This window comes from Streptomyces sp. V3I8 (assembly GCF_030817535.1).
Taxonomy (GTDB): Bacteria; Actinomycetota; Actinomycetes; order Streptomycetales; family Streptomycetaceae; genus Streptomyces.
In genome coordinates this window covers 277509-296567 of sequence record NZ_JAUSZL010000002.1, presented here as the reverse complement: position 1 = coordinate 296567, position 19059 = coordinate 277509, and the positions used below count along the sequence as shown (strand labels likewise).

Below are 19059 nucleotides of genomic sequence, written 5' to 3'. Positions count from 1 at the left end.
ACCTTCCGACGCTTTCCCCCGCGCAGGTCTGTGTGACCGGGGCGCCTTCGGCGACCTCGCAGAAAGGTTTCCCCCGAGCGGAACCCCGTACGGGGCCAGCGGTCCGAAAGGCGTTCGGTGAACAGCACGGTCAGCCAGTTCAACTACGGAACGATCACTCCCGTCGTCGCGTTCCTGATGGCCTGCGCCGGTTCGGCCCTGGGCCTGCGCTGCACGACGCGGTCGGTACGCATGGGCAGCCGGGGCCGCAGAGCCCCGTGGCTCACGCTGGGTGCGATCTGCATCGGGTCGGGCATCTGGACGATGCACTTCATCGCCATGATCGGATTCACCGCTCGGGGCGCGTCCATCAGCTACGACCCCGCTCTCACGTTCCTCAGCCTCGGCGTCGCGATCGCCGTGGTGTTCCTCGGTGTGTTCGTGGTGGGGTACCGCGGCGCCTCGCCGCTCACCCTGGGTGTCGCCGGTCTGGTCACCGGCGCGGGCGTCGCGGCGATGCACTACATCGGGATGTACGGGATGGAGTTCGCCGGACATCTGACGTTCGACCCCGTGACCGTCGGCCTGTCGGTGCTGACAGCCGTGACGGCGGCGACCGCCGCGCTGTGGGCGGCCGTGTCCCTGCACACCCTGGCCTCCGCCTCGGCGGCGAGCGTCATCATGGGCGTCGCCGTGACGGGCATGCACTACACCGGCATGGCCGCCATGAGCGTCCACGTCGACGCGGACGCCGCGGTCCTCGGCCAGTCGTCGCTGGACCTGCTCGTCTCCCTGCTCCCCATGGTGGGCGGGCCGGTCCTCCTCCTGGTCCTGGCCGCCGTGATCGTCATGTTCGACCCCGACATGCTCATCGGCAACGAGCCCGTCCACGACCAGGACGTCCACGGCGCGCAGAGCGCAGCACCCGCCCACGAGAAGCGGCCGACGGCGTCCTGGCCCGCGCTCTGACCGCACGGCCGCCGGGGCCGGGGCGTGCCGCACGGCCCCGCGGCTCAGGCGGCGGAGGTGGTGCCGCGGCCGCCGTCCGTGGCGTCGTGCCCGGCGGTGCCGGTCGCGGTGAGCCGGGCGTGGAGCCCCGCGAGCCCCACGGCCAGTGCGTGCCGTTCGCCGTGCGGCATGGCGTCGATGGCCTGGTGCAGCATCGTCTCGCGCTGCTCGCGGATGCGTCGCAGATGGGTCCGTCCCGCACTCGTCAGCCGCAGGACGACCTCCCGTCCGCTGTCCGGGCACGGCCGGCGTTCCAGGAACCCGATGGCCTGCAGGCGGTCGCACAGCCGGCTGACGGAGGGGGGCGCGGCACCGAGCTGTTTGCACACGGTCCGCATCCGTACCCCCTCCTCGTGGTCGGCGCGGTCGACGAGGTACATCAGGCGCAGTTGCGAGGTGGAGGCGGGGGCGGTGGCCGCGGCGGTGGCCTGCCTGGCACTCTCCCACATCACGTCGAGGAGTTCGGTGATGTCCCCGGCGGACCGGGTGGCCTCGTGGGAGAGGTCCCGTGAGGCGAAGTCTGGTACTGGCATGAGCTCCCCGTCGGTGTGACTGGCGTGCCCCGTAGCTGATCGGCTGGTCGGCAAGGAGCGGGGCATCAGGTGGTGCCGTCCGGTCCGGTGGGGCGGGCCGCCCGCGTCTCCTCGCTCGCGGCCGCAGGCTCACCCGTCCCCGGGGAGGCGGAGTTCGCGGCGTCGGAGGAGGACCCCGTGAGGTACTCCAGGCTGCCCGTGATGGTCAGGAGCCGGTCCAGCGCCGCCGGCCGGTCGTCCAGGTGGAGACGTACACCGGCCTGGCCGGTCCGGCGGCGGACCATCAGCAGGATGGACAGTCCCATGGAGTCGACCGTGCCGAGCCCGGCACAGTGCAGGTGCAGGTGCTCCAGGCGCGGGTGGGTGGCGAGGGCGGTGGTGACCTCGGCCAGGAAACTGTCGGCCGTGTCGTAGTCGAGGTCTCCGTGGAGCTCGATACGGACCGTGTCCTCGGTGTCGACCGTGGTCAGACGCAGGTGGGCGGGGGGCATCGTGGTCATGAGGGGCTCTCGGCGGTGCTGCGGTCGACGGGGGCGTACGGATCGGTGCCGTGTCCGGGGCGGGTGAGTGCGGTGGTGCCGTGTTCGAGGATACGGAGGGCCCGCGGGAAGTCCTTGAGCTCGCCGGCCAGGATGGACAGGGTCGGCGGAAGACTGCGGGCGGGCACACCGCGGGCGGTGAGGATCTGCGCGGTCCAGGTGAGGAAGGAGGCGAAGAGTTCCTCGTCCCCGAGGTACAGCGCCGTGCCGAGAAACTCCACGATGTGGGCGAGGTCCTCCGCCGTGTGCTCGCGCTGCAGTTCGCTGTAGGTGAGCATCGCGGGGAACGCCGCTTCGAGGGCGGCGAAGACGGTACGCACCAGCGCGGCGCTGTTGCGGGTGATCAGGGTGTACTCCTGATCGACCAGGTGCGGCAGGTCGTCCAGCTGCTGGTGGTCGCGGCGCGGGCGGGGCAGCGGGCCCGCGGCGAGACGGTCGGCGGCGGCGCGGGCGTCGGGTGCCCAGGCGTCGGCGTCCAGCAGGAAGGCGTAGCGGCCGTCGGGGCCGAAGGCGGCACCCCCGACGAGCACGGGGACGCCGACGGCCTGGCAGGCGGTGATCGCGGCGTGCGCGGCGGGCAGCCGGGTCGCGATCGAACTGGAGAGGGCGACCGCGTCGGAGTTGGTGCGGTGCAGATGGGCGATGAGGTGCGGAGCGGGCACCTGGGCGCCGAGGTAGTCCACCTGCCAGCCGCGCAGGGTCAGCACCTCGGCGAGCAGCCGGGCGGGCAGCGCGTGCCATTCGCCGTCGACGCACGCCACCGTGATCCTGCCCCGGGTGGGGGCGGTACGGGTGGCGGGGTGCAGGGAGAGCGCGGCGACGGCCCGTTCGTTGATGGCGGTCGCGGCGTGTTCCCGGGCCACGCTGAGACGGTTGGCGGCCCACTCCTCGCCGACCTTGCGCTGTACCCGGGCGATCACGTCCAGCAGCACGGTCTCCGGGTCGACGCCGCGCTCCAACGCGCCGAGGACCACCTCGGTGGCGGTGTACTCGTCGGCCGTGGAGACGGCGTCCCACAGCTCGTCGGCCAGGTGCCGGACGGTGTCCCCGACGGCGGCACGGTGCGGAGTGCGCATGCTCATGCCGTGAACCTGCCCCTAGTGTGGCCGTTCACCGCGCTGAGGTGGTGGGTGCGGGGCGCGGAGATCACGACCACGGCCATGTCGTCGTGGCGTCCCGAACCGATCCACTGCGAGGCGAGCATCTGGACACGTTCCACGATGCTCTCGGACGGCATGCCCGCGCACTCCGCCAGAACGCGCTTGAGGCGTGCCTCACCGAACTGGACGCCGCCCATCGGCCCGCCCTCGGCCTCCGTGATCCCGTCCGTGTAGAGCACGCAGGACTCTCCGGGCGCGAGCGTGAGGGCGGCCGTGCGGGCGGGGGCGTTCGGCATGGCCCCGACCAGGGTGCCGCGTGTCTCGGCCTCCTCCACGGCGCCGCTCGCGCGGACGATCAGCGGGGTCGGATGGCCGGCGCTGGTCAGACGCAGGCTCACCTCGCTGCCCGCCCGTACGGCGGAGGCGAGGACCAGGGTCGCGAACCGGGTGTGGTGGGAGTTGAGCAGCGCGGTGTTCAGCAGGGTGATCATCCGCTGGTGGTCGTCGGCCAGCGGCAGCAGGGCGTGCAGGGTGTTGCGGATCTTCCCGGTCAGTACGGCGGCTTCCAGCCCCTTGCCGCAGACGTCTCCCAGGGTGACCAGGGACGCCTCACCGTCCACGGCGGCGGGATGCACGTCGTAGAAGTCGCCGCCGATCCGTTCGTGGTCCGCGGACGGCCGGTAGCCGCCGGCGTAGTCCACCCCCGAGATCTGGTGCAGCGAGGGGGGCAGCAGTTCCCGCATGAGCACGTCGGTGATCGAGGTCTGCTCGGCGTACAGGCGGGCGGCCGACATCGCGGCCCCGGCCCGCGCGGCGAACAGCCGGGCGAACACCTCCTCGCTGTCGGTGAACACCGCGCCGCCCGAGCGCCGCAGCAGGACGAGGGCTCCGGCGGGGACGCCGTGGCCGGGCAGCGGGGTGATCACTATCGAGCCGACCGTGCCGAAACCCTCGGGCACCATCCAGTCCGGCGCGGCGGAGGGATCGATCCACCGTGAGGGCACCGGCGGGAACCCGCGCAGCGCCTCGCCGAGACCGGGCACGTCGTTGGGGTCCACCGACTCGTGGGACAGGGAAGGGCTGCCGCCGCGCAGGCAGGTCACCACCGGGAGCCGGCGCCCGTGCGTCGGCGCGATCACCAGTGCCGCGTCGGCGAGGTGCTCCGCGGCCAGGTGTGCGGTCACGTCCATACAGCGTTCCAGGTTGAGGGAGGAGAGCAGCGCGCTGGAGGCCTCGGTCAGGAACGCGGTCCGCCTCAGCTCCGTCTGCAGTGCCTCGCGCGCCAGCACGTGATCGGTGTCGTCGATCAGCCACCAGGCGACCGTTCCGTCGTCCCGCGTGCTGGGGTGCGCCTCGAAACTGCGGTCGGCGATCACGCCCGACAGCGGTGCGTCCACCTCGCCGACCGCCCGCGGGCCCGTGGCCCGCGCCGCATCGTGGGCTGCCGACAGCCAGGCCGGAACCACGTCCGAGAAGCGGGTACCCGGGCCGGCAGCGGGCAGGAGTACCTCGGCCGGGCCGTTGCGCAGCACGACCACGCCCTGCGCGTCGGCGACCAGGACGGGGTAGGGAGCGTCGCCCCAGAAGGAGCCGCGTTCTGTGTCAACGCCGGTTTGCTGTGTGGTGGAGACCAAAAATTGAGGACCCGCTGGGCGAATCCCTCACCTCATCCACTCGAAGAAACATTGCCTTGAGGCAACAATCTCCCATGCCGTGCCGTCCTGGCAACCTCGCCCTCCCCGGCCGGCCGCCGCGCGGGGCCGGTCACCTCCCGGTCCACGGCGCTCCGTACTTCCGCGTCAGCGGTGCGATCTCGGCCGGTGACAGGAGCCGGGGCGTGCGTCCGCCGAGTGCGAGCAGGAGCGCGGAGACCTCCTCCAGCTCCACCGCCGCTTCCACGGCACGGGCCATGGAGGTGCCCGCGACCACCGGGCCGTGGTTCTGCAGCAGGGCCGCGCGGAAGGGGAAGGGCAGGGCTTCCATCTCGTCGGCCTGACCGCTGTCGCCCGGCGCCGCGTAGGGCAGCAGGGGCGTCTGGCCGACCCGCATGACGAAGTACGGCGTGAGCGGCGGTACGGCGCTGTGCTCGCTCCAGGCGGGCAGGCAGGAGACGGCCGCCGCGTGGCGGGAGTGCAGGTGGACGACGGCCCGCGCGGTCGGGTCGCGGCGGTAGAACGCGGTGTGGAGCGGGAACTCCTTGGACGGCTTCGGTCCCTCCAGGTGCGCTCCGGCCAGGTCCAGGACGCTGAGCGCCGCGGGGTCGACGCGGGCCAGGTCCGTGCCGGTGGGGGTGAGGTAGATCCGGCTCTCCGTACGCATGCTGAGGTTGCCGGAGGAACCGGGGCTGAGGCCGAGCCCGGCGAGGTGGGCCCCCGCGGCCGCGAGTTCGGATCGCGCGTCGTTCATGCGAGGGCGCTCCAAGCCTCGGTGAAGATGTCCGTGGCGCCGAAGTTGCCCGACTTGAGGGCCACGTCGACGCTCCGCCCGTCGTTCTCGTTCCCGCAGGCGGCCCGGGCCCAGGTGACGCCCGGGGCGATGGGGGAACCGATGGTGAGCGTGCGCACGCCGAGCGCGGTGATCACGGAGCCCGACGTCTCGCCGCCCGCGACGAGCAGCCGCCGCGCGCCGGCCGCGACCAGGCGCGTGGCGCAGGCCGCCAGAGCTCTCTCCACCAGGGCCGGCGCGCCGGGGGAGCCGTCCAGGTCGCCGAGGTCACCGACGGCGTACAGGAGCGGAGGCCGCCGCGGGTCCCGCTGCCAGCACGCGCGGGCGAAGGCGACCAGCTCGCCGACCGCCGCGTCGAAGTCGGTGCGCAGGGCGGCGAGATCGAGCGCGCGGTGCGGAAGCCGGGCGCGGGCGTGCGCCACCTGGGCACGGGTGGCCGAGGAGGCGCTGCCGGAGAGGACGACGCCCGGATCGCCGGGGTTCGACGCGGCCGGTACGCGCGCGGCGTCCGGCCGGGGTCCGGCCAGGCCGAGCGCGAGCCCCGCGGCGCCGGTGACGAGCGGATGCCCCAGCGTGGCCGCGGCGATGGTGCGCAGGTCCTCGTCCTCGGTGGCGTCCACGACCACGAGCGCGTCGGCGAGACCGGGGTCGTCCAGCGCCGCCGTGAGGGCCGCCGCCCCGGCCCGTACGGTGTCCAGGCCCACCAGCCGTACCGGACGCGTGGTCTGCGGCGTCAGCAGGCGTCCCACGTGGGAGTCGCGCATCGGGGTGAGCGGGTGGTGGCGCATCGGGCTCTCGTCGAGCAGTTCGTCGTGGACGAAGAGCCTGCCGCGGTAGACGGTGCGGCCGGTGGCCGGGAACGACGGGACGACGACGGCGCGCCGCTCCCCGATCGCGTCCAGCAGCGCGTCGGCGACCGGGCCGATGTTGCCCCGGGCCGTCGAGTCGAAGGTCGAGCAGTACTTGAAGTAGAAGCGCCGGCAGCCCGCCGCCCGCAGGGCCCGCAGCGCGGCGAGCGAGGAGTCCACGGCCTCGGCGACCGGGGCCGTACGCGATTTGAGCGCAATGACGACCGCGTCCGCGTCGTCCACCGCGGTGCGCCCCGGTCCGTCGGTGATGCTGTCGGGGCCGACGGCCACCACGGTGCGATGGCCGCGGGCGACCAGCGTCGTGGCGAGGTCCGTTGCTCCGGTGAAGTCGTCGGCGATGGCCCCGAGGGTCGGCATCAGGCCTCCTTGCGATGGGTGGGTGTGGTGCCCCGCCCTGTCCGGCGGGTGTGCTTCCGTGATCAGGACGTGTGAAAAAATGTTAACAGACTTTACGTAGATGGGATCTGCTGATACATCTTGTTAATGAGCTCCTCCGTGGCCGTCGCTCCGCCGACGAGTCCGCCCGTGCCGGGAGCACATCGCCGGGAGCACATCACGGCATCACGCATCGCGCATCACGCATCGCGCTCGTCATCGAGGAGGGGCCCATGAACCTGCACCACCTGTTCGCCGACACCGGCGACCGGATCGTGCGTTACGCACTGTCCGGAGCCGGAGGCGGCTTCGCCCGGACCCTGCTGGCCCAGACGCCCCGCATCCCCGGCCTGGCCCCCGCCGTCCTGTGCGACCGTGACGTGCCCCGCCTCGAGGCGATGCTCCGCGAGCTCGGATACGGCGCCCGCGACCTCGCTGTCTGCACCACCGCCGACGAGGTGGCCGCCGCCGCGCGGGCAGGACGCGTCGCCCTCGTCCCGGACGGCACCCTGCTGTCCGCCGCGCCCTGGGACATCCTGGTCGAGGCCACCGGCAGCCCCGCCGACGGCTACGCCATGGCGCGCGAGGCCCTCACCGCGGGCCGCCACGTCGCCATGGTCAGCAAGGAGGTCGACTCCGTCGCCGGACTGCACCTCGCGGACCTGGCCGGGGACAACGGTGTCACCTACACGACGGCGGACGGCGACCAGCCCGCCAACCTCATCGGCCTGGTGACCTGGGCCGAGCTGCTCGGCCTCGACATCGTGGCCATCGGCAAGTCCAGCGAGTACGACCTCGTCCTGGACCCGGACGAGGGCACGGTCACCCAGCTCGACACCACCGTCCCCGCCCCGGAACTCGCCGGCCTGCTCACCCTCGGCGACGACGTCCCCGGCACGCTCGCCGCCCGCGCGCAGGCGGTGGCGGCGCTGCCGGTCGGGGCCACCGCCGACTACTGCGAGATGGCCGTCGTCGCCACGAACACCGGCTTCCGCCCCGACGTCGATCGCCTGCACTACCCGGTCGCCCGCATCGCCGAGCTCGCCGACGTCTACGCGCTGCGCGAGGACGGCGGACTGCTCCACCGCACCGGCGCCGTCGACGTGTTCAGCGCGCTGCGACTGCCCGGCGAGGCGTCCTTCGCCGGCGGTGTGTTCGTCGTCGTCCGCACCGGCGACCAGGTCACCTGGGAGACCCTGCGCGGCAAGGGCCACGTCGTCAGCCGCGACGGCCGCTACGCCGCGATCTACCTCCCGTACCACCTGATGGGCGTCGAGACCCCGGTCTCCCTGCTCTCCGCGGTCCTGCACCACCGCCCCTCCGGAGGCACCGACCCGCGCGCCCACGCCGCACTCGCGGGCCGCGCCCGGCAGGACCTGCCCGCCGGGACCGTCCTGGCCATGGGCGGGCACCACCACGACGTGACCGGCGTCCAGGCCGTGCTGCTGCGCGACGAGGACACGCCGGACGACGTCGCCCCGCTCTACCTCGCCGCCCACTGCACGCTCGCCCACCCGGTCGCCGCCGGTGAACTCGTCCGGCTCGCCGACCTCGCGGACCCCGACGAGGACCTGCTGCGCGCCTGGACCCTGGGCCGCGCCTCCCGCGCCACCGCCACCGCCACCGAGAAGGTCCGCTGATGGACACGGACATCCAGCATCTGCTCCTCGGCGCTGCCGCCGTCGTCGTGCTGATCCTGCTGATCACCAAGGCGAAGCTGCACCCCTTCCTGGCGCTGAGCATCTCCGCGCTGGGTCTGGGGCTGGCCGCCGGGATCGGCCCGGGCAAGACCGTCGAGTTCTTCCAGAACGGTTTCGGCGACGCGCTCAGGAGCACCGGCCCCACCATCGGGCTCGGCACCATCCTCGGCGGCATCCTGCTGGGCTCCGGCGGCGCCGACCGCATCGCGACCGTCTTCATCGGGGCGCGGCCGGTCAAGTGGATCCCCACCGCGATCACCGCGGCGGCCCTGCTCATCGGCATGCCGCACCTGTTCGACGTCAGCTTCGTGATGCTCGTCCCGCTCGTGTACGCGGTCGCCAAGCGCACGCACACCCACCTGCTGTACGTCGGACTGCCGATGGCGGCCGGTCTCTACATCTCGCACGGCCTGCTGCCCCCGCACCCCTCACCGACGCTCGCCGTCTCCGCCTACGGCGCCAACACCGGCCTGACCATCCTGTACGGCCTGATCATCGGCATCCCGATCGCGGTCGTCAGCGGCCCGCTGCTCACCAAGGTCGCCGGCCGCTGGTTCGGGCCCGCCCCCGACCTCGACAAGGGGCCCGTCCCCGAGCCGGAGCCGCTGCCCGACAGCCGGCGGCGGCCCGCGTCCTTCACGCTCGCGCTGATCACCGTGCTGCTGCCCCCGGTCCTCATGCTGATCGGCACGGTCGGCACGTCCCACACGGCCGAGGGCACGCTCCCGTACGCGTTCTTCGAGGCCTGCGACTCCTCCGTGCTGTCGCTGCTGGCGGCGGTCGTGTTCGCCTTCTTCGCCCTGGGCGTCCGCTCCGGCTTCGGACTCGGACAGCTCCAGAAGATGGCCGGCAAGGGCCTCGGGCCGGTCGGCGGCATCGTCCTGATCCTCGGCGCGGGCGGCGGCCTCAAGGCCATGCTGACCGCCACCGGCATCGACAAGCTCATCTCGGACTACGCCGTGGACTGGTCGATACCCCCGCTGCTGCTGGCCTGGCTCGTCGCCGCGCTGCTGCGGATCTGCCTCGGCTCGGCGACGGTCGCGACCGCGGCGGCCACCGGCATCGTCGCGCCCCTGCTCGGCGCCTACCCGGGGCTCTCCCCGGAACTGATGGTGCTGGCCTCCGCCTCCGGCGCGGTCATGCTGTCCCATGTGAACGACTCGGGCTTCTGGCTCTTCAAGGAGTACTTCCAGCTCTCGGTGTCCCAGACCTTCCGCACCTGGACACTGATGCTGTCCCTGCAGTCGCTGCTCAGCCTCGGCGGAGTGCTGCTGCTCAGCACCTTCGTCGGCGGCTGACCGCCCCGGGCCGAGCGGGGGACGCCCGAACAGGGGCACAATCGCCAGCGACGACCTGGTGAGAGAACGGAAAGGACCACCGACGATGGCCGAGGAACGCTCCCTCCCGCTGATCCCCGACCAGCGGCGCGAGCAGTTGCTGAAGCACCTGCGCCGTGACGGAGTGCTCAGCGTCCAGCAGATCACCCAGCTCCTCGGCGTCTCGCACATGACGGTGCGCCGCGACATCGCCGAACTCGAGCGCCAGGGGCAGGTGTTCTCGGTGCCGGGCGGCGCCAGGATCGCCAGCCACCTGCAGAGCGAACCCACCCACCAGGCCAAGACGCTCATCGAGCAGCCCGAGAAGCACGCCATGGCCGCCAGGGCCGCGCGCCTGGTCGAGGACGGCATGACCGTCTACCTCGACGCGGGCACGACCCTGTCGGCCATGGTTCCCTTCCTCGTGCACCACACCGCGCTGACCGTCGTCACCAACGACTTCACGACCGTGGACCGGCTGATGACCGCCCCCCACCTCGACGTCATCCACGTCGGCGGCAAGGTGGAGCCCGCCAACCGGTCGAGCGTCGGCCGGCTGGCCGCCACCGTCCTGCGCCAGCTCGCCCTGGACGTGGCGTTCATCAGCACCAGTTCATGGGACCTGCTGCGCGGCGTGACCACCCCTTCCGAACTCAAGGTGGAGGTCAAGCAGGCGGCCATGGAGTGCACGGGTACGTCCGTACTCGTCGCGGGATCCTCGAAGTACGGCACCTTCGGCAAGTACCGGGTGGCCGCCCTCGGCACGTTCGACACGGTCATCACCGACAGCGCGCTGGCCGAGGCGGCGGCCGAGGGCGTACGCGCCTGCGGAACCGAACTGCACCAGGTGGATCCCCGGCAGGACGGCGGGTCCCCGGCCCCGTGACGGCGGAGCCGGGGACCCGTGGTCCGGTGGTCCGGCCGGTCAGCGGTTCATCCGGGCGGCCGACGCCCCGACGGGTGCGCCGCTGACGGTGAACTGCGACCCCGGCTCGATCAGTACGCTCCCTTCGGCCGAGTCGGTGATCGTGACGTTCGTCAGGGCGGCGCTGCCGCGCGCCCCGCTCATCGCGAGGATGCCCGAGCCGTTCCTGGACCCGTCGATCCGCACATCGGTGATCTTCACGCCCGGCATCGTGCCGCCCCCCGTCTTGAACTGGATGCCGTCGTACGTCGAGTCGAGGATCTCGGTGTCACGGATGGTCACCCCCGGGATGTCCTGGCCCTGCGCGAAGAGCGTGATGGCGCCGAACTCCTGGTCCTCGTTCCAGAACGCGCCGCCCGTGCGGTGCAGGGCGTTGCCCGCGATGAGGGTCTGCCCGGAGAACGGCAGCGGGTCGTGGTCCGTGGCCAGCATGATGCCCGGGTAGTTCATGGTGTCGGCGACGACGTTGTTCTCGATGGTGTTGCCGTAACCGCCGTACACCGCGATGCCGTTGGCCCGCCACGGCAGCTGGATCGTGTTGTTGCGGAAGTGGTTGTCGTGGCCGACGTCCACCGAGGTGTCCTTGACGTACTTGCTCGACCAGACGGCGAGCGCGTCGTCGCCGGTGTTGCGGAAGGACGAGTTGTACACGGTGGAGTTGCGGGTGCCGTTGGCGAAGTTGACGCCGTCGGCGTAGGTGTTGCGGATGCGTACGCCGGAGAACTCCAGCCCGTCGCCGGGGCCCCACAGTTCGGGGATGTTGGAGTAGTCGCGGCCGGCCCACACGCCGACGTTGGCGTGCTCGATCCACACGTTGGTGATCTTCGTGCCCTTGCCGAAGCGGCCGTTGAGACCCACACCGCCCTCGGCGTTGCCGTCACCGCCGCGGATGGTGCCCGAGCCGAAGATGGCGATGTCGGAGATCTGGGTGTTGTGGTCGATGTCGAAGCCGAAGTTGCCCTCGTGCGGATGGTTGATGCCGCCCGCCTGGTGGGGCGGGGTGAGCGTGTAGAGCTGGGAGTGCCACATGCCCGCGCCCTTGACGGTGACGTCCCGGATGCCGACCTGGTTGTACTGGCCGCGGTTCAGCGGGTCGTCGGTGAGGATCTTCTGTTCCTGGCGCCACTGGCCGGACGGGATCCACACGCAGGAGATCTGGCCGTTCTGGTCGGCGGTGACCGCCCGCTGGAGGGCGTCGGTGTCGTCGAGTCCGTCGTTCGGGACGGCCCCGTACTCGGTGATGGACGTGCAGTTCGCCGGCTTGTCGGCCGCGGGCGCGACCTGCTCCAGGTCGACCAGGTCGATGACGTAGAACGCGGCCGTGTCACCCGCGTCCCGCTGCAGACGGAACCTGGTGCCCGCGGGGTAGGTCTGCGTCAGCAGCGCGTGCGACTCGTCGAAGAGCCGCCGGGCGTCGCTGCCGGGGGTGTTGGTCAGCCCTTCGGGGTCGTCGGTGGTCCCGTACAGCCAGCTGTGCTTCGACGACAGGTCCAGCTTCCGTACGAAGGTGTCGTCGGCGTACAGGCTGATGGTGGCCGACGCCCCGCCACCGCTCGCGGCGTCCGGGATCGAGTTGCGCACCACGAGGGAGTTGGAGGGTGTGGTCGAGGTGAACTCGACGAACTGACCGGTGGAGTTCAGGCGGACGGACCTGCGGCCCGAGGACTCGGTGGCGAAGTTGGTGTGCCCGAAGGTCCGCTTGGCGTCGGCGGTGAGGAGGGTGCCCTGGTAACGGCCGTCCTCCGCCTCCAGTTCGGTGTACGGGACGGCGGCGCCGCGGCCCACCACGAGGGACTTGGCGAACACGTTGTTGTTCTCGTTGGTCTCGTCGACGACGCCGGTGGCGTCGGCGGTCGCGCTGAGAGTAGCCCCGCCGCCGGTCGCCGTCCACGTCCCGCTGATCGCCACGTTGGCCGTGGCTCCGGCCGCGATCTGGCCGGTGGTGCCGTTGAGCGTGGTGGAGCCGACCTGGAGCCTGGTCACGGAGCCGGCCGCGGCGGTGGTGCCGCGGTTGTGCACGGCCACGGTGAAGGAGACGGACGAGCCGACGGCCGGGTTGGCCGGGCTGGTGGTGATGCCGCCGACCTCCAGGTCGGGGCCGGGAGCCCGCCCGACGACCAGCCGGGTCGCGGCGGTGCGGCTGTTGTTGCCGTCGTCGAGTTCGGCGACCGTGCCGCGCGGGTCGACCACCGCGGAGACCGAGTAGTCACCGGCCGGACGGGTGTCCGCGGCGACGGCCACGGTGGCGGACGCGCCCGCGTCGAGCGCGGGTACATTGCCGCTGCCGGCGACCGTGCCCTCCAGACTGGCCTCGACGGTCGTGGCGGCCGAGCGTGCCGTACCCGCGTTGCGGACGGTGGCGTTCACGGTCACCGCGTCCCGCTCGGAGGGGGAGGCGGGCGTCCAGTCCAGTCCCGTGACGGTCAGGTCGGGCGCGGGCGCTGCGGTGCCGACGACCTGGAACTCGGCGACCTGGCCGCCGGGCGCCCCGGTGTTGGAGAAGAACCGCAGTCGTACGTCGGACACGCGGCCGGTGACCGGGACGGTCACCGAGTTGTTGTCCCTGGACGGGCTGAAGGCGTAGTCGGCGCGGTCGCGCAGCGAGGTGAAGGCACTGGCCGAGTTCGCCCGGCCGAGCACCTGGACGGCCTGGGTGCGGGCGCCCCACGCCTGGTCCGGATTGAGCTTGACCACGACGGCGCTGACGTCCGCGTCGGAGCCGAGCTTCACGGTCAGGTCGGAGGGGTGGCCCGCCGCCTCCCAGTAGGTGGAGGTGGAGTCGTCGGTGGCGTTGGCGGCGACGTACGACTGGACCGACGAGGTGGCCTCGACCGGCTTGTTGCGGGCCAGGTTGGTGCCGGTGGGCGGCGGGGTCGTGCCGCCGTCGTCGCCGATCACCTCCAGCTCGGAGAGCTGCGCGGCGTTCCAGCCGGTGTTCCCGGTGATGTTCACCCGGACGTAGCGCGCCTCGGCGGGGGAGGCGAGGTCGATCGGGACGGTGTTGGCCTGTGCGGGGCCGAACGCCCGGCCGGCCGAAGCGGCGAGGGTGCGGAAGGCGGAGCCGTCGGTGCTGCCCTGCAGTGACAGCGTCTGGTTGCGGCTCTCCCAGGCGGCGGGAAGCTTGAGCACCACCCGGTCGACGGTGCGGGTGGCGCCGAGGTCGACCTGGACCCACTGCGGGAAGGACCCGGTCGGCCCCTCCCAGTAGGACGCCTGGGCGCCGTCGGTGACGTTCCCGGCGGTGTACGGGCCGTTCGCACCGCCCGCGGTGGCCGGCCGCCCGAGCGCGAGGTTGACGGCGGCCGCCGCCTTCGGCCGCTCGGCCCCGGCCGGAGCGGCCGCCAGGGCGTTCGGCGTGAAGGCCAGCGGTATCAGCCCGGTCGTCATGAGCGCGGCGATGACGGCGCCGGTCAGTGACCGGCGGCCTGGGGGTCTCCATCTCATGGGGGTCCTCTGTTCCGTGGGGGAGCGGGAGAGCGTCGAGCGGGCCGGGGCAGGCACGGGGGGAAGGAGGGAGCGTCCGTCGAGGAATGCACCGGCGTTGCGCGCAAATTGAGCTGCTCAGTCGATTCTTTGCGGAAACTGTGCCAACAGAGTTCTAGTCCGTCTCCGCTTTGTCAACGGTCCCGGTAGCAGCGGTAGTTGAGGTGAAAACGGCTTGCATCACTTGCGGCCCCACTTGCGCTTTCATGACGATCCGCACGCAAGTGGCCGATGCGGTGCCGTGCCTGCTGAAGCAGGGTGGACGGACCGCGATTTAGGCGTGTTCACGCCATAGACGTATCGGCAGGTGTCTGCAACTCTCTGATCGATCGTCGCAAAAGATGGCGCCACTTCCGCACATTAGAGCGCGACGGACACCCACTCACACAGTCGCCCCGGCGCCGCCCAGACCCGGACCGGGACGGAGATCGGGGACACATGAGACCTCAACGCCGGGGATGGCGGGGGATTGCCGCCGTCCTCTCGACCGCCCTGTTCCTGCTCGGCCTGCCCGTACTGACCGCCGCCGCGGCCGCCGGGCCCGACCTCGCCGCCGGACGGCCCGCCACCGCCAGCAGTTCGCACGCCGAGTACGCGGCCCGCAACATCACCGACGGCGACCAGGGAACGTACTGGCAGAGCGCCGGGAGCAGCCTGCCCCAGTGGGTCCAGACGGACCTGGGCACCACCGCCCGGGTGGACGAGGTGGTGCTGAAACTGCCGACCGGCTGGGAGAGCCGCAGCCAGACCCTGTCCGTGCAGGGCAGCGCGGACGGCACCAGCTTCAGCACGCTGAAGTCCTCAGCCTCGTACGCCTTCAGCCCCGGCAGCGCCAACACCGTGACGGTGGCCTTCCCCGCCACGCAGACCCGGCACGTACGCATCGAGATCACCGCCAACACCGGCTGGCAGGCCGCCCAGCTCTCCGCACTGGAGGTCCGCGAGGCCGGTGACTCGTCGGTGAACCTGGCCCGTGGCCGCACCCTCACCGCCGCCAGCCACAACGAGACGTATGTGCCGGCCAACGCGGCCGACGGCAACAAGGCCAGCTACTGGGAGAGCCGCAACAACGACCTGCCGCAGTGGATCCAGGCCGACCTCGGCTCCTCCGTGCGCGTCGACCGGGTCGTCCTGCGGCTGCCCGACGGCTGGGGAGCCCGCAGCCAGACCCTGAAGATCCAGGGCAGTGCCAACGGCGCGGACTTCTCCGACCTGACCGCCTCCAAGGCCTACGCGTTCGCCCCGGGGAACGGCAACTCGGTGACGGTCTCCTTCGACGCGACCACCACCCGGTACGTGCGGGTCCTGGTCACCGCCAACACCGTCCAGCCCGCCGCCCAGCTGTCCGAACTCGAGGTCTACGGGCCGGCGACCGGCGACACCCAGGCGCCGGGCGCGCCCGCGGACCTCGCCTACACCGAGCCCGCCACCGGGCAGATCCGGCTGACCTGGAAGGCGTCCGACGACAACACCGGCGTGACCGGCTACGACGTGTACGCCGACAACGAGCTGCTCACCAGCGTCGCGGGCACGGTCACCACGTACACCGACAACCGTCCCGCCGGTGCCACGGTCTCCTACTTCGTGCGCGCCAAGGACGCCGCCGGCAACGTCTCCGGCAACAGCAACACGGTCACCCGCCGCGGGGAGAGCGGTGACACCCAGGCACCCACGGCCCCCGCGAACCTGGCCCTCACCGAACCGGCCGCCGGGCAGATCAGGCTCGCCTGGAACGCCTCCAGCGACAACACCGGCGTCACCGGCTACGAGGTGTACGCCGACAACAGCCTGCTCACCACGGTCGGCGGCGCGGTCACCACGTACACCGACAACCGTTCCGCGAGTGCCACGGTCTCCTACTTCGTGCGGGCCAAGGACGCGGCCGGCAACGTCTCCGGCAACAGCAACACCGTGACCCGCAACGGCACGTCGGGCCCCGGCTCCAACCTCGCGGTCGGCAAGCCGATCACGGCCTCCTCGACCGTGCACACCTTCGCCGCCGAGAACGCCAACGACAACAGCACCTCCACCTACTGGGAGGGCTCCGGTCACCCCGCCACCCTCACCGTGAAGCTCGGTGCGAACGCCGACGTCTCCTCGCTCGTCCTCAAACTCAACCCGGACAGCTCCTGGGGCGCCCGCACCCAGAACATCCAGGTCCTCGGCCGCGAGCAGGACGCCACCGGCCACACGAGTCTGGTCGCCGCCAAGGACTACGCCTTCAGCCCGTCGAGCGGCAACACCGTCACCGTGCCCGTCACCGCGCGCGTGGCCGACGTGCAGCTGCGCTTCACCTCCAACACGGGCGCGCCGGCCGGGCAGCTCGCCGAGTTCCAGGTGATCGGCACCGCGGCGCCCAACCCGGACCTGGAGGTCACCGCGCTGACCGCCGCGCCCGCCTCACCGGTCGAGTCCGACGAGATCACCCTCACCGCCACCGTCCGCAACAGCGGCGAGGCCGCCGCACCCGCCAGCTCCCTCGCACTGCGGCTGGGCGGCACCAAGGTCGCCACGGCGGCCGTCGCCGCCCTCGCGGCCGGCGCGACCCGGACCGTCAGCGCCTCCATCGGGGCACGCGACGCGGGCACCTATCAGCTCAGCGCCGTGGCCGACGAAGCCGGAGCGGTCATCGAGCAGAACGAGACCAACAACACCTACACCAGCCCCACTCCACTCGTCGTGCGGCCGGTCAGCAGCTCCGACCTGGTGCCGGTCCCGACCACCACACCGTCCGGCCCGGCGGACGGCGACACCGTCACCTTCAAGGTCGCCGTGCGCAACCAGGGCACCACCGCCTCGGCGGGCGGCGCGCACGGTCTCACCGTCGCGCTCGTCGACTCCAAGGGCGCCACCGTGCGGACCCTGACCGGCTCGTACGACGGCACGATCGCCGCGGGTGCCACGAGCGGGGCCGTCACGCTCGGCACCTGGACCGCCGCCAACGGCTCGTACACGGTACGCACCACCGTCGCCGCCGACGCCAACGAACTCCCGGTCAAGCGGGAGAACAACAGCGCCACCCAGTCCCTGTTCGTCGGACGCGGCGCCGACATGCCCTACGACATGTACGAGGCGGAGGACGGCACCACCGGCGGCGGCGCGGCCACCGTCGGGCCCAACCGGACCGTCGGCGACCTCGCGGGCGAGGCGTCGGGCCGTAAGGCGGTCACCCTCGACAGCACCGGTGAGTACGTGGAGTTCACCACCAAGGCCGCCACGAACACGCTGGTCACCCGCTTCTCCATCCCGGACTCCGCGGGCGGCGGCGGGATCGACGCCACTCTCGACGTCTACGTCGACGGCACCTTCCGCAAGGCGCTGCCGCTCACCTCGAAGTACGCCTGGCTGTACGGGGCGGAGTCGGGACCGGGCAACTCGCCGTCCGCGGGTGCCCCGCGCCACATCTACGACGAGGCGCACCTGATGCTGGGCGAGACCGTCCCGGAGGGCGCGAAGATCCGGCTGCAGAAGGACACGGCCAACACCTCCCGCTACGCGATCGACTTCGTCAGTCTGGAGAAGGTCGCGCCGGTCGCCAACCCGGACCCGGCCGCGTACGCCGTCCCGGCCGGTTTCGGGCACCAGGACGTGCAGAACGCCCTCGACCGGGTCCGCATGGACACCACCGGCAAGCTCACCGGGGTCTACCTGCCGCCCGGCGACTACGAGACGTCGAGCAAGTTCCAGGTCTACGGCAAGGCCGTGCAGGTGGTCGGCGCCGGGCCCTGGTACACGCAGTTCCACGCCCCGTCGGGCCAGGACAACACCGACATCGGCTTCCGGGCGGAGAACTCCGCCAAGGGGTCCGCGTTCAAGAACTTCGCCTACTTCGGCAACTACACCTCCCGCATCGACGGGCCCGGCAAGGTGTTCGACTTCGCGAACGTGTCGGACATGGTCATCGACAACACCTGGACCGAGCACATGGTCTGCCTCTACTGGGGAGCCAACACCGACCGTGTGACGATCAGCGATGCGCGCATCCGCAACACGTTCGCCGACGGCGTCAACATGACCAACGGTTCGACGGACAACCGCGTGGTCAACAGCGAGTCCCGGGCCTCAGGCGACGACAGCTTCGCGCTGTTCTCCGCGATCGACGCGGGCGGCGCCGACATGAAGGACAACCTCTACGAGAACCTGACCTCGATCCTCACCTGGCGGGCCGCGGGCGTCGCCGTCTACGGCGGTTACGACAACACGTTCCGCAACATCCACATCGCCGACACCCTGGTCTACTCGGGCATCACGATCAGCTCGCTGGACTTCGGCTACCCGATGAACGGGTTCGGCACCTCTCCCACGACCGTCGAGAACGTCTCGGTGGTCCGTTCCGGCGGCCACTTCTGGGGCAACCAGACCTTCCCCGGCATCTGGCTGTTCTCCGCCTCGAAGGTCTTCCAGGGCATCCGCGTCAACGACGTGGACATCGTGGACCCGACCTACAGCGGGATCATGTTCCAGACCCAGTACGACACGGGCGGGCGGCCGATCAACCCGATCAAGGACACGGTCCTCACGGACATCTCGATCACGGGGGCCCGCAGGAGCGGGGACGCCTACGACGCGAAGTCCGGCTTCGGACTGTGGGCCAACGAGCTGCCGGAACAGGGTCAGGGTCCGGCGGTCGGTGAGGTCACCTTCAACGGCCTGAGGTTCGGCGGCAACGCCGTGGACGTCCGCAACACCACCTCCACCTTCAAGATCAACGTCAACCCCTGACACCGGCCGGAAGGAGGCTCCAAGGTTGGCGCAAGCCGTTTGCGCGGCTTGCGCTAGCCTTGCGC

At 71.6% G+C, this 19059-nt stretch carries 12 protein-coding genes; 5 read left to right on the top strand and 7 right to left on the bottom strand.

Annotation, left to right across the window (positions count from 1 at the left end):
* Window positions 1-117 precede the first annotated feature (117 nt).
* Window positions 118-948, top strand: a complete 831-nt coding sequence (locus tag QFZ75_RS01445; RefSeq protein WP_307533405.1) for an MHYT domain-containing protein — start codon at window positions 118-120, stop codon at window positions 946-948.
* A 44-nt stretch (window positions 949-992) separates the two neighbouring features.
* On the opposite strand, the gene QFZ75_RS01440 is transcribed toward QFZ75_RS01445, so the two are convergent.
* The 6 genes from QFZ75_RS01440 to otnK all read right to left on the bottom strand — a co-directional run bounded on the left by QFZ75_RS01440 (window position 993) and on the right by otnK (window position 6830).
* A complete protein-coding gene (locus QFZ75_RS01440; RefSeq protein WP_307533404.1) occupies window positions 993-1520 on the bottom strand; it encodes a MarR family winged helix-turn-helix transcriptional regulator in 528 nt (175 codons plus the stop codon).
* Window positions 1521-1585: 65 nt separating this feature from the next.
* Window positions 1586-2020, bottom strand: coding sequence for an STAS domain-containing protein (locus QFZ75_RS01435; protein ID WP_307533403.1), 435 nt, complete (start codon window positions 2018-2020; stop codon window positions 1586-1588).
* A complete protein-coding gene (locus QFZ75_RS01430) occupies window positions 2017-3141 on the bottom strand; it encodes a B12-binding domain-containing protein (RefSeq protein WP_373465794.1) in 1125 nt (374 codons plus the stop codon). The genes QFZ75_RS01435 and QFZ75_RS01430 overlap by 4 nt, the downstream gene beginning before the upstream one ends.
* Complete coding sequence (locus tag QFZ75_RS01425; RefSeq protein WP_373465793.1) at window positions 3138-4793, bottom strand: PP2C family protein-serine/threonine phosphatase; 1656 nt, start codon at window positions 4791-4793, stop codon at window positions 3138-3140. Before QFZ75_RS01425 ends, QFZ75_RS01430 begins: the two co-directional genes overlap by 4 nt.
* A gap of 130 nt (window positions 4794-4923) precedes the next feature.
* A complete protein-coding gene (locus QFZ75_RS01420; protein WP_307533402.1) occupies window positions 4924-5565 on the bottom strand; it encodes a class II aldolase/adducin family protein in 642 nt (213 codons plus the stop codon).
* A complete protein-coding gene (gene otnK, locus QFZ75_RS01415; RefSeq protein ID WP_307533401.1) occupies window positions 5562-6830 on the bottom strand; it encodes a 3-oxo-tetronate kinase in 1269 nt (422 codons plus the stop codon). Before otnK ends, QFZ75_RS01420 begins: the two co-directional genes overlap by 4 nt.
* A gap of 251 nt (window positions 6831-7081) precedes the next feature.
* On the opposite strand from otnK, the gene QFZ75_RS01410 reads away from it, so the two are divergent.
* The 3 genes from QFZ75_RS01410 (at window position 7082) to QFZ75_RS01400 (ending at window position 10750) form a co-directional block, all read left to right on the top strand.
* On the top strand, window positions 7082-8488 hold the full coding sequence (locus QFZ75_RS01410) for a homoserine dehydrogenase (RefSeq protein ID WP_307533400.1): 1407 nt from the start codon (window positions 7082-7084) through the stop codon (window positions 8486-8488).
* On the top strand, window positions 8488-9846 hold the full coding sequence (locus QFZ75_RS01405) for a gluconate:H+ symporter (protein WP_307533399.1): 1359 nt from the start codon (window positions 8488-8490) through the stop codon (window positions 9844-9846). Before QFZ75_RS01410 ends, QFZ75_RS01405 begins: the two co-directional genes overlap by 1 nt.
* An 85-nt stretch (window positions 9847-9931) precedes the next feature.
* Window positions 9932-10750, top strand: coding sequence for a DeoR/GlpR family DNA-binding transcription regulator (locus QFZ75_RS01400; protein ID WP_307533398.1), 819 nt, complete (start codon window positions 9932-9934; stop codon window positions 10748-10750).
* A 39-nt stretch (window positions 10751-10789) separates the two neighbouring features.
* Here the strand turns inward: QFZ75_RS01400 and QFZ75_RS01395 are convergent, their stop codons facing one another.
* Window positions 10790-14233: a CARDB domain-containing protein gene (locus tag QFZ75_RS01395; RefSeq protein ID WP_307533397.1), complete on the bottom strand. Its 3444-nt coding sequence runs from the start codon at window positions 14231-14233 to the stop codon at window positions 10790-10792.
* Window positions 14234-14710: 477 nt separating this feature from the next.
* On the opposite strand from QFZ75_RS01395, the gene QFZ75_RS01390 reads away from it, so the two are divergent.
* On the top strand, window positions 14711-18994 hold the full coding sequence (locus QFZ75_RS01390; RefSeq protein WP_307533396.1) for a discoidin domain-containing protein: 4284 nt from the start codon (window positions 14711-14713) through the stop codon (window positions 18992-18994).
* Window positions 18995-19059 lie beyond the last annotated feature (65 nt).

What these genes read in the sequence shown, in the direction of transcription:
- QFZ75_RS01435 (WP_307533403.1), bottom strand. Translation starts at nt 2,020, where the DNA reads ATGACCACGATGCCCCCCGCCCACCTGCGTCTGACCACGGTCGACACC.
- otnK (WP_307533401.1), bottom strand. Translation starts at nt 6,830, where the DNA reads ATGCCGACCCTCGGGGCCATCGCCGACGACTTCACCGGAGCAACGGAC.
- QFZ75_RS01405 (WP_307533399.1), top strand. Translation starts at nt 8,488, where the DNA reads ATGGACACGGACATCCAGCATCTGCTCCTCGGCGCTGCCGCCGTCGTC.
- QFZ75_RS01430 (WP_373465794.1), bottom strand. Translation starts at nt 3,141, where the DNA reads ATGAGCATGCGCACTCCGCACCGTGCCGCCGTCGGGGACACCGTCCGG.
- QFZ75_RS01410 (WP_307533400.1), top strand. Translation starts at nt 7,082, where the DNA reads ATGAACCTGCACCACCTGTTCGCCGACACCGGCGACCGGATCGTGCGT.
- QFZ75_RS01400 (WP_307533398.1), top strand. Translation starts at nt 9,932, where the DNA reads ATGGCCGAGGAACGCTCCCTCCCGCTGATCCCCGACCAGCGGCGCGAG.
- QFZ75_RS01395 (WP_307533397.1), bottom strand. Translation starts at nt 14,233, where the DNA reads ATGAGATGGAGACCCCCAGGCCGCCGGTCACTGACCGGCGCCGTCATC.
- QFZ75_RS01420 (WP_307533402.1), bottom strand. Translation starts at nt 5,565, where the DNA reads ATGAACGACGCGCGATCCGAACTCGCGGCCGCGGGGGCCCACCTCGCC.
- QFZ75_RS01390 (WP_307533396.1), top strand. Translation starts at nt 14,711, where the DNA reads ATGAGACCTCAACGCCGGGGATGGCGGGGGATTGCCGCCGTCCTCTCG.
- QFZ75_RS01440 (WP_307533404.1), bottom strand. Translation starts at nt 1,520, where the DNA reads ATGCCAGTACCAGACTTCGCCTCACGGGACCTCTCCCACGAGGCCACC.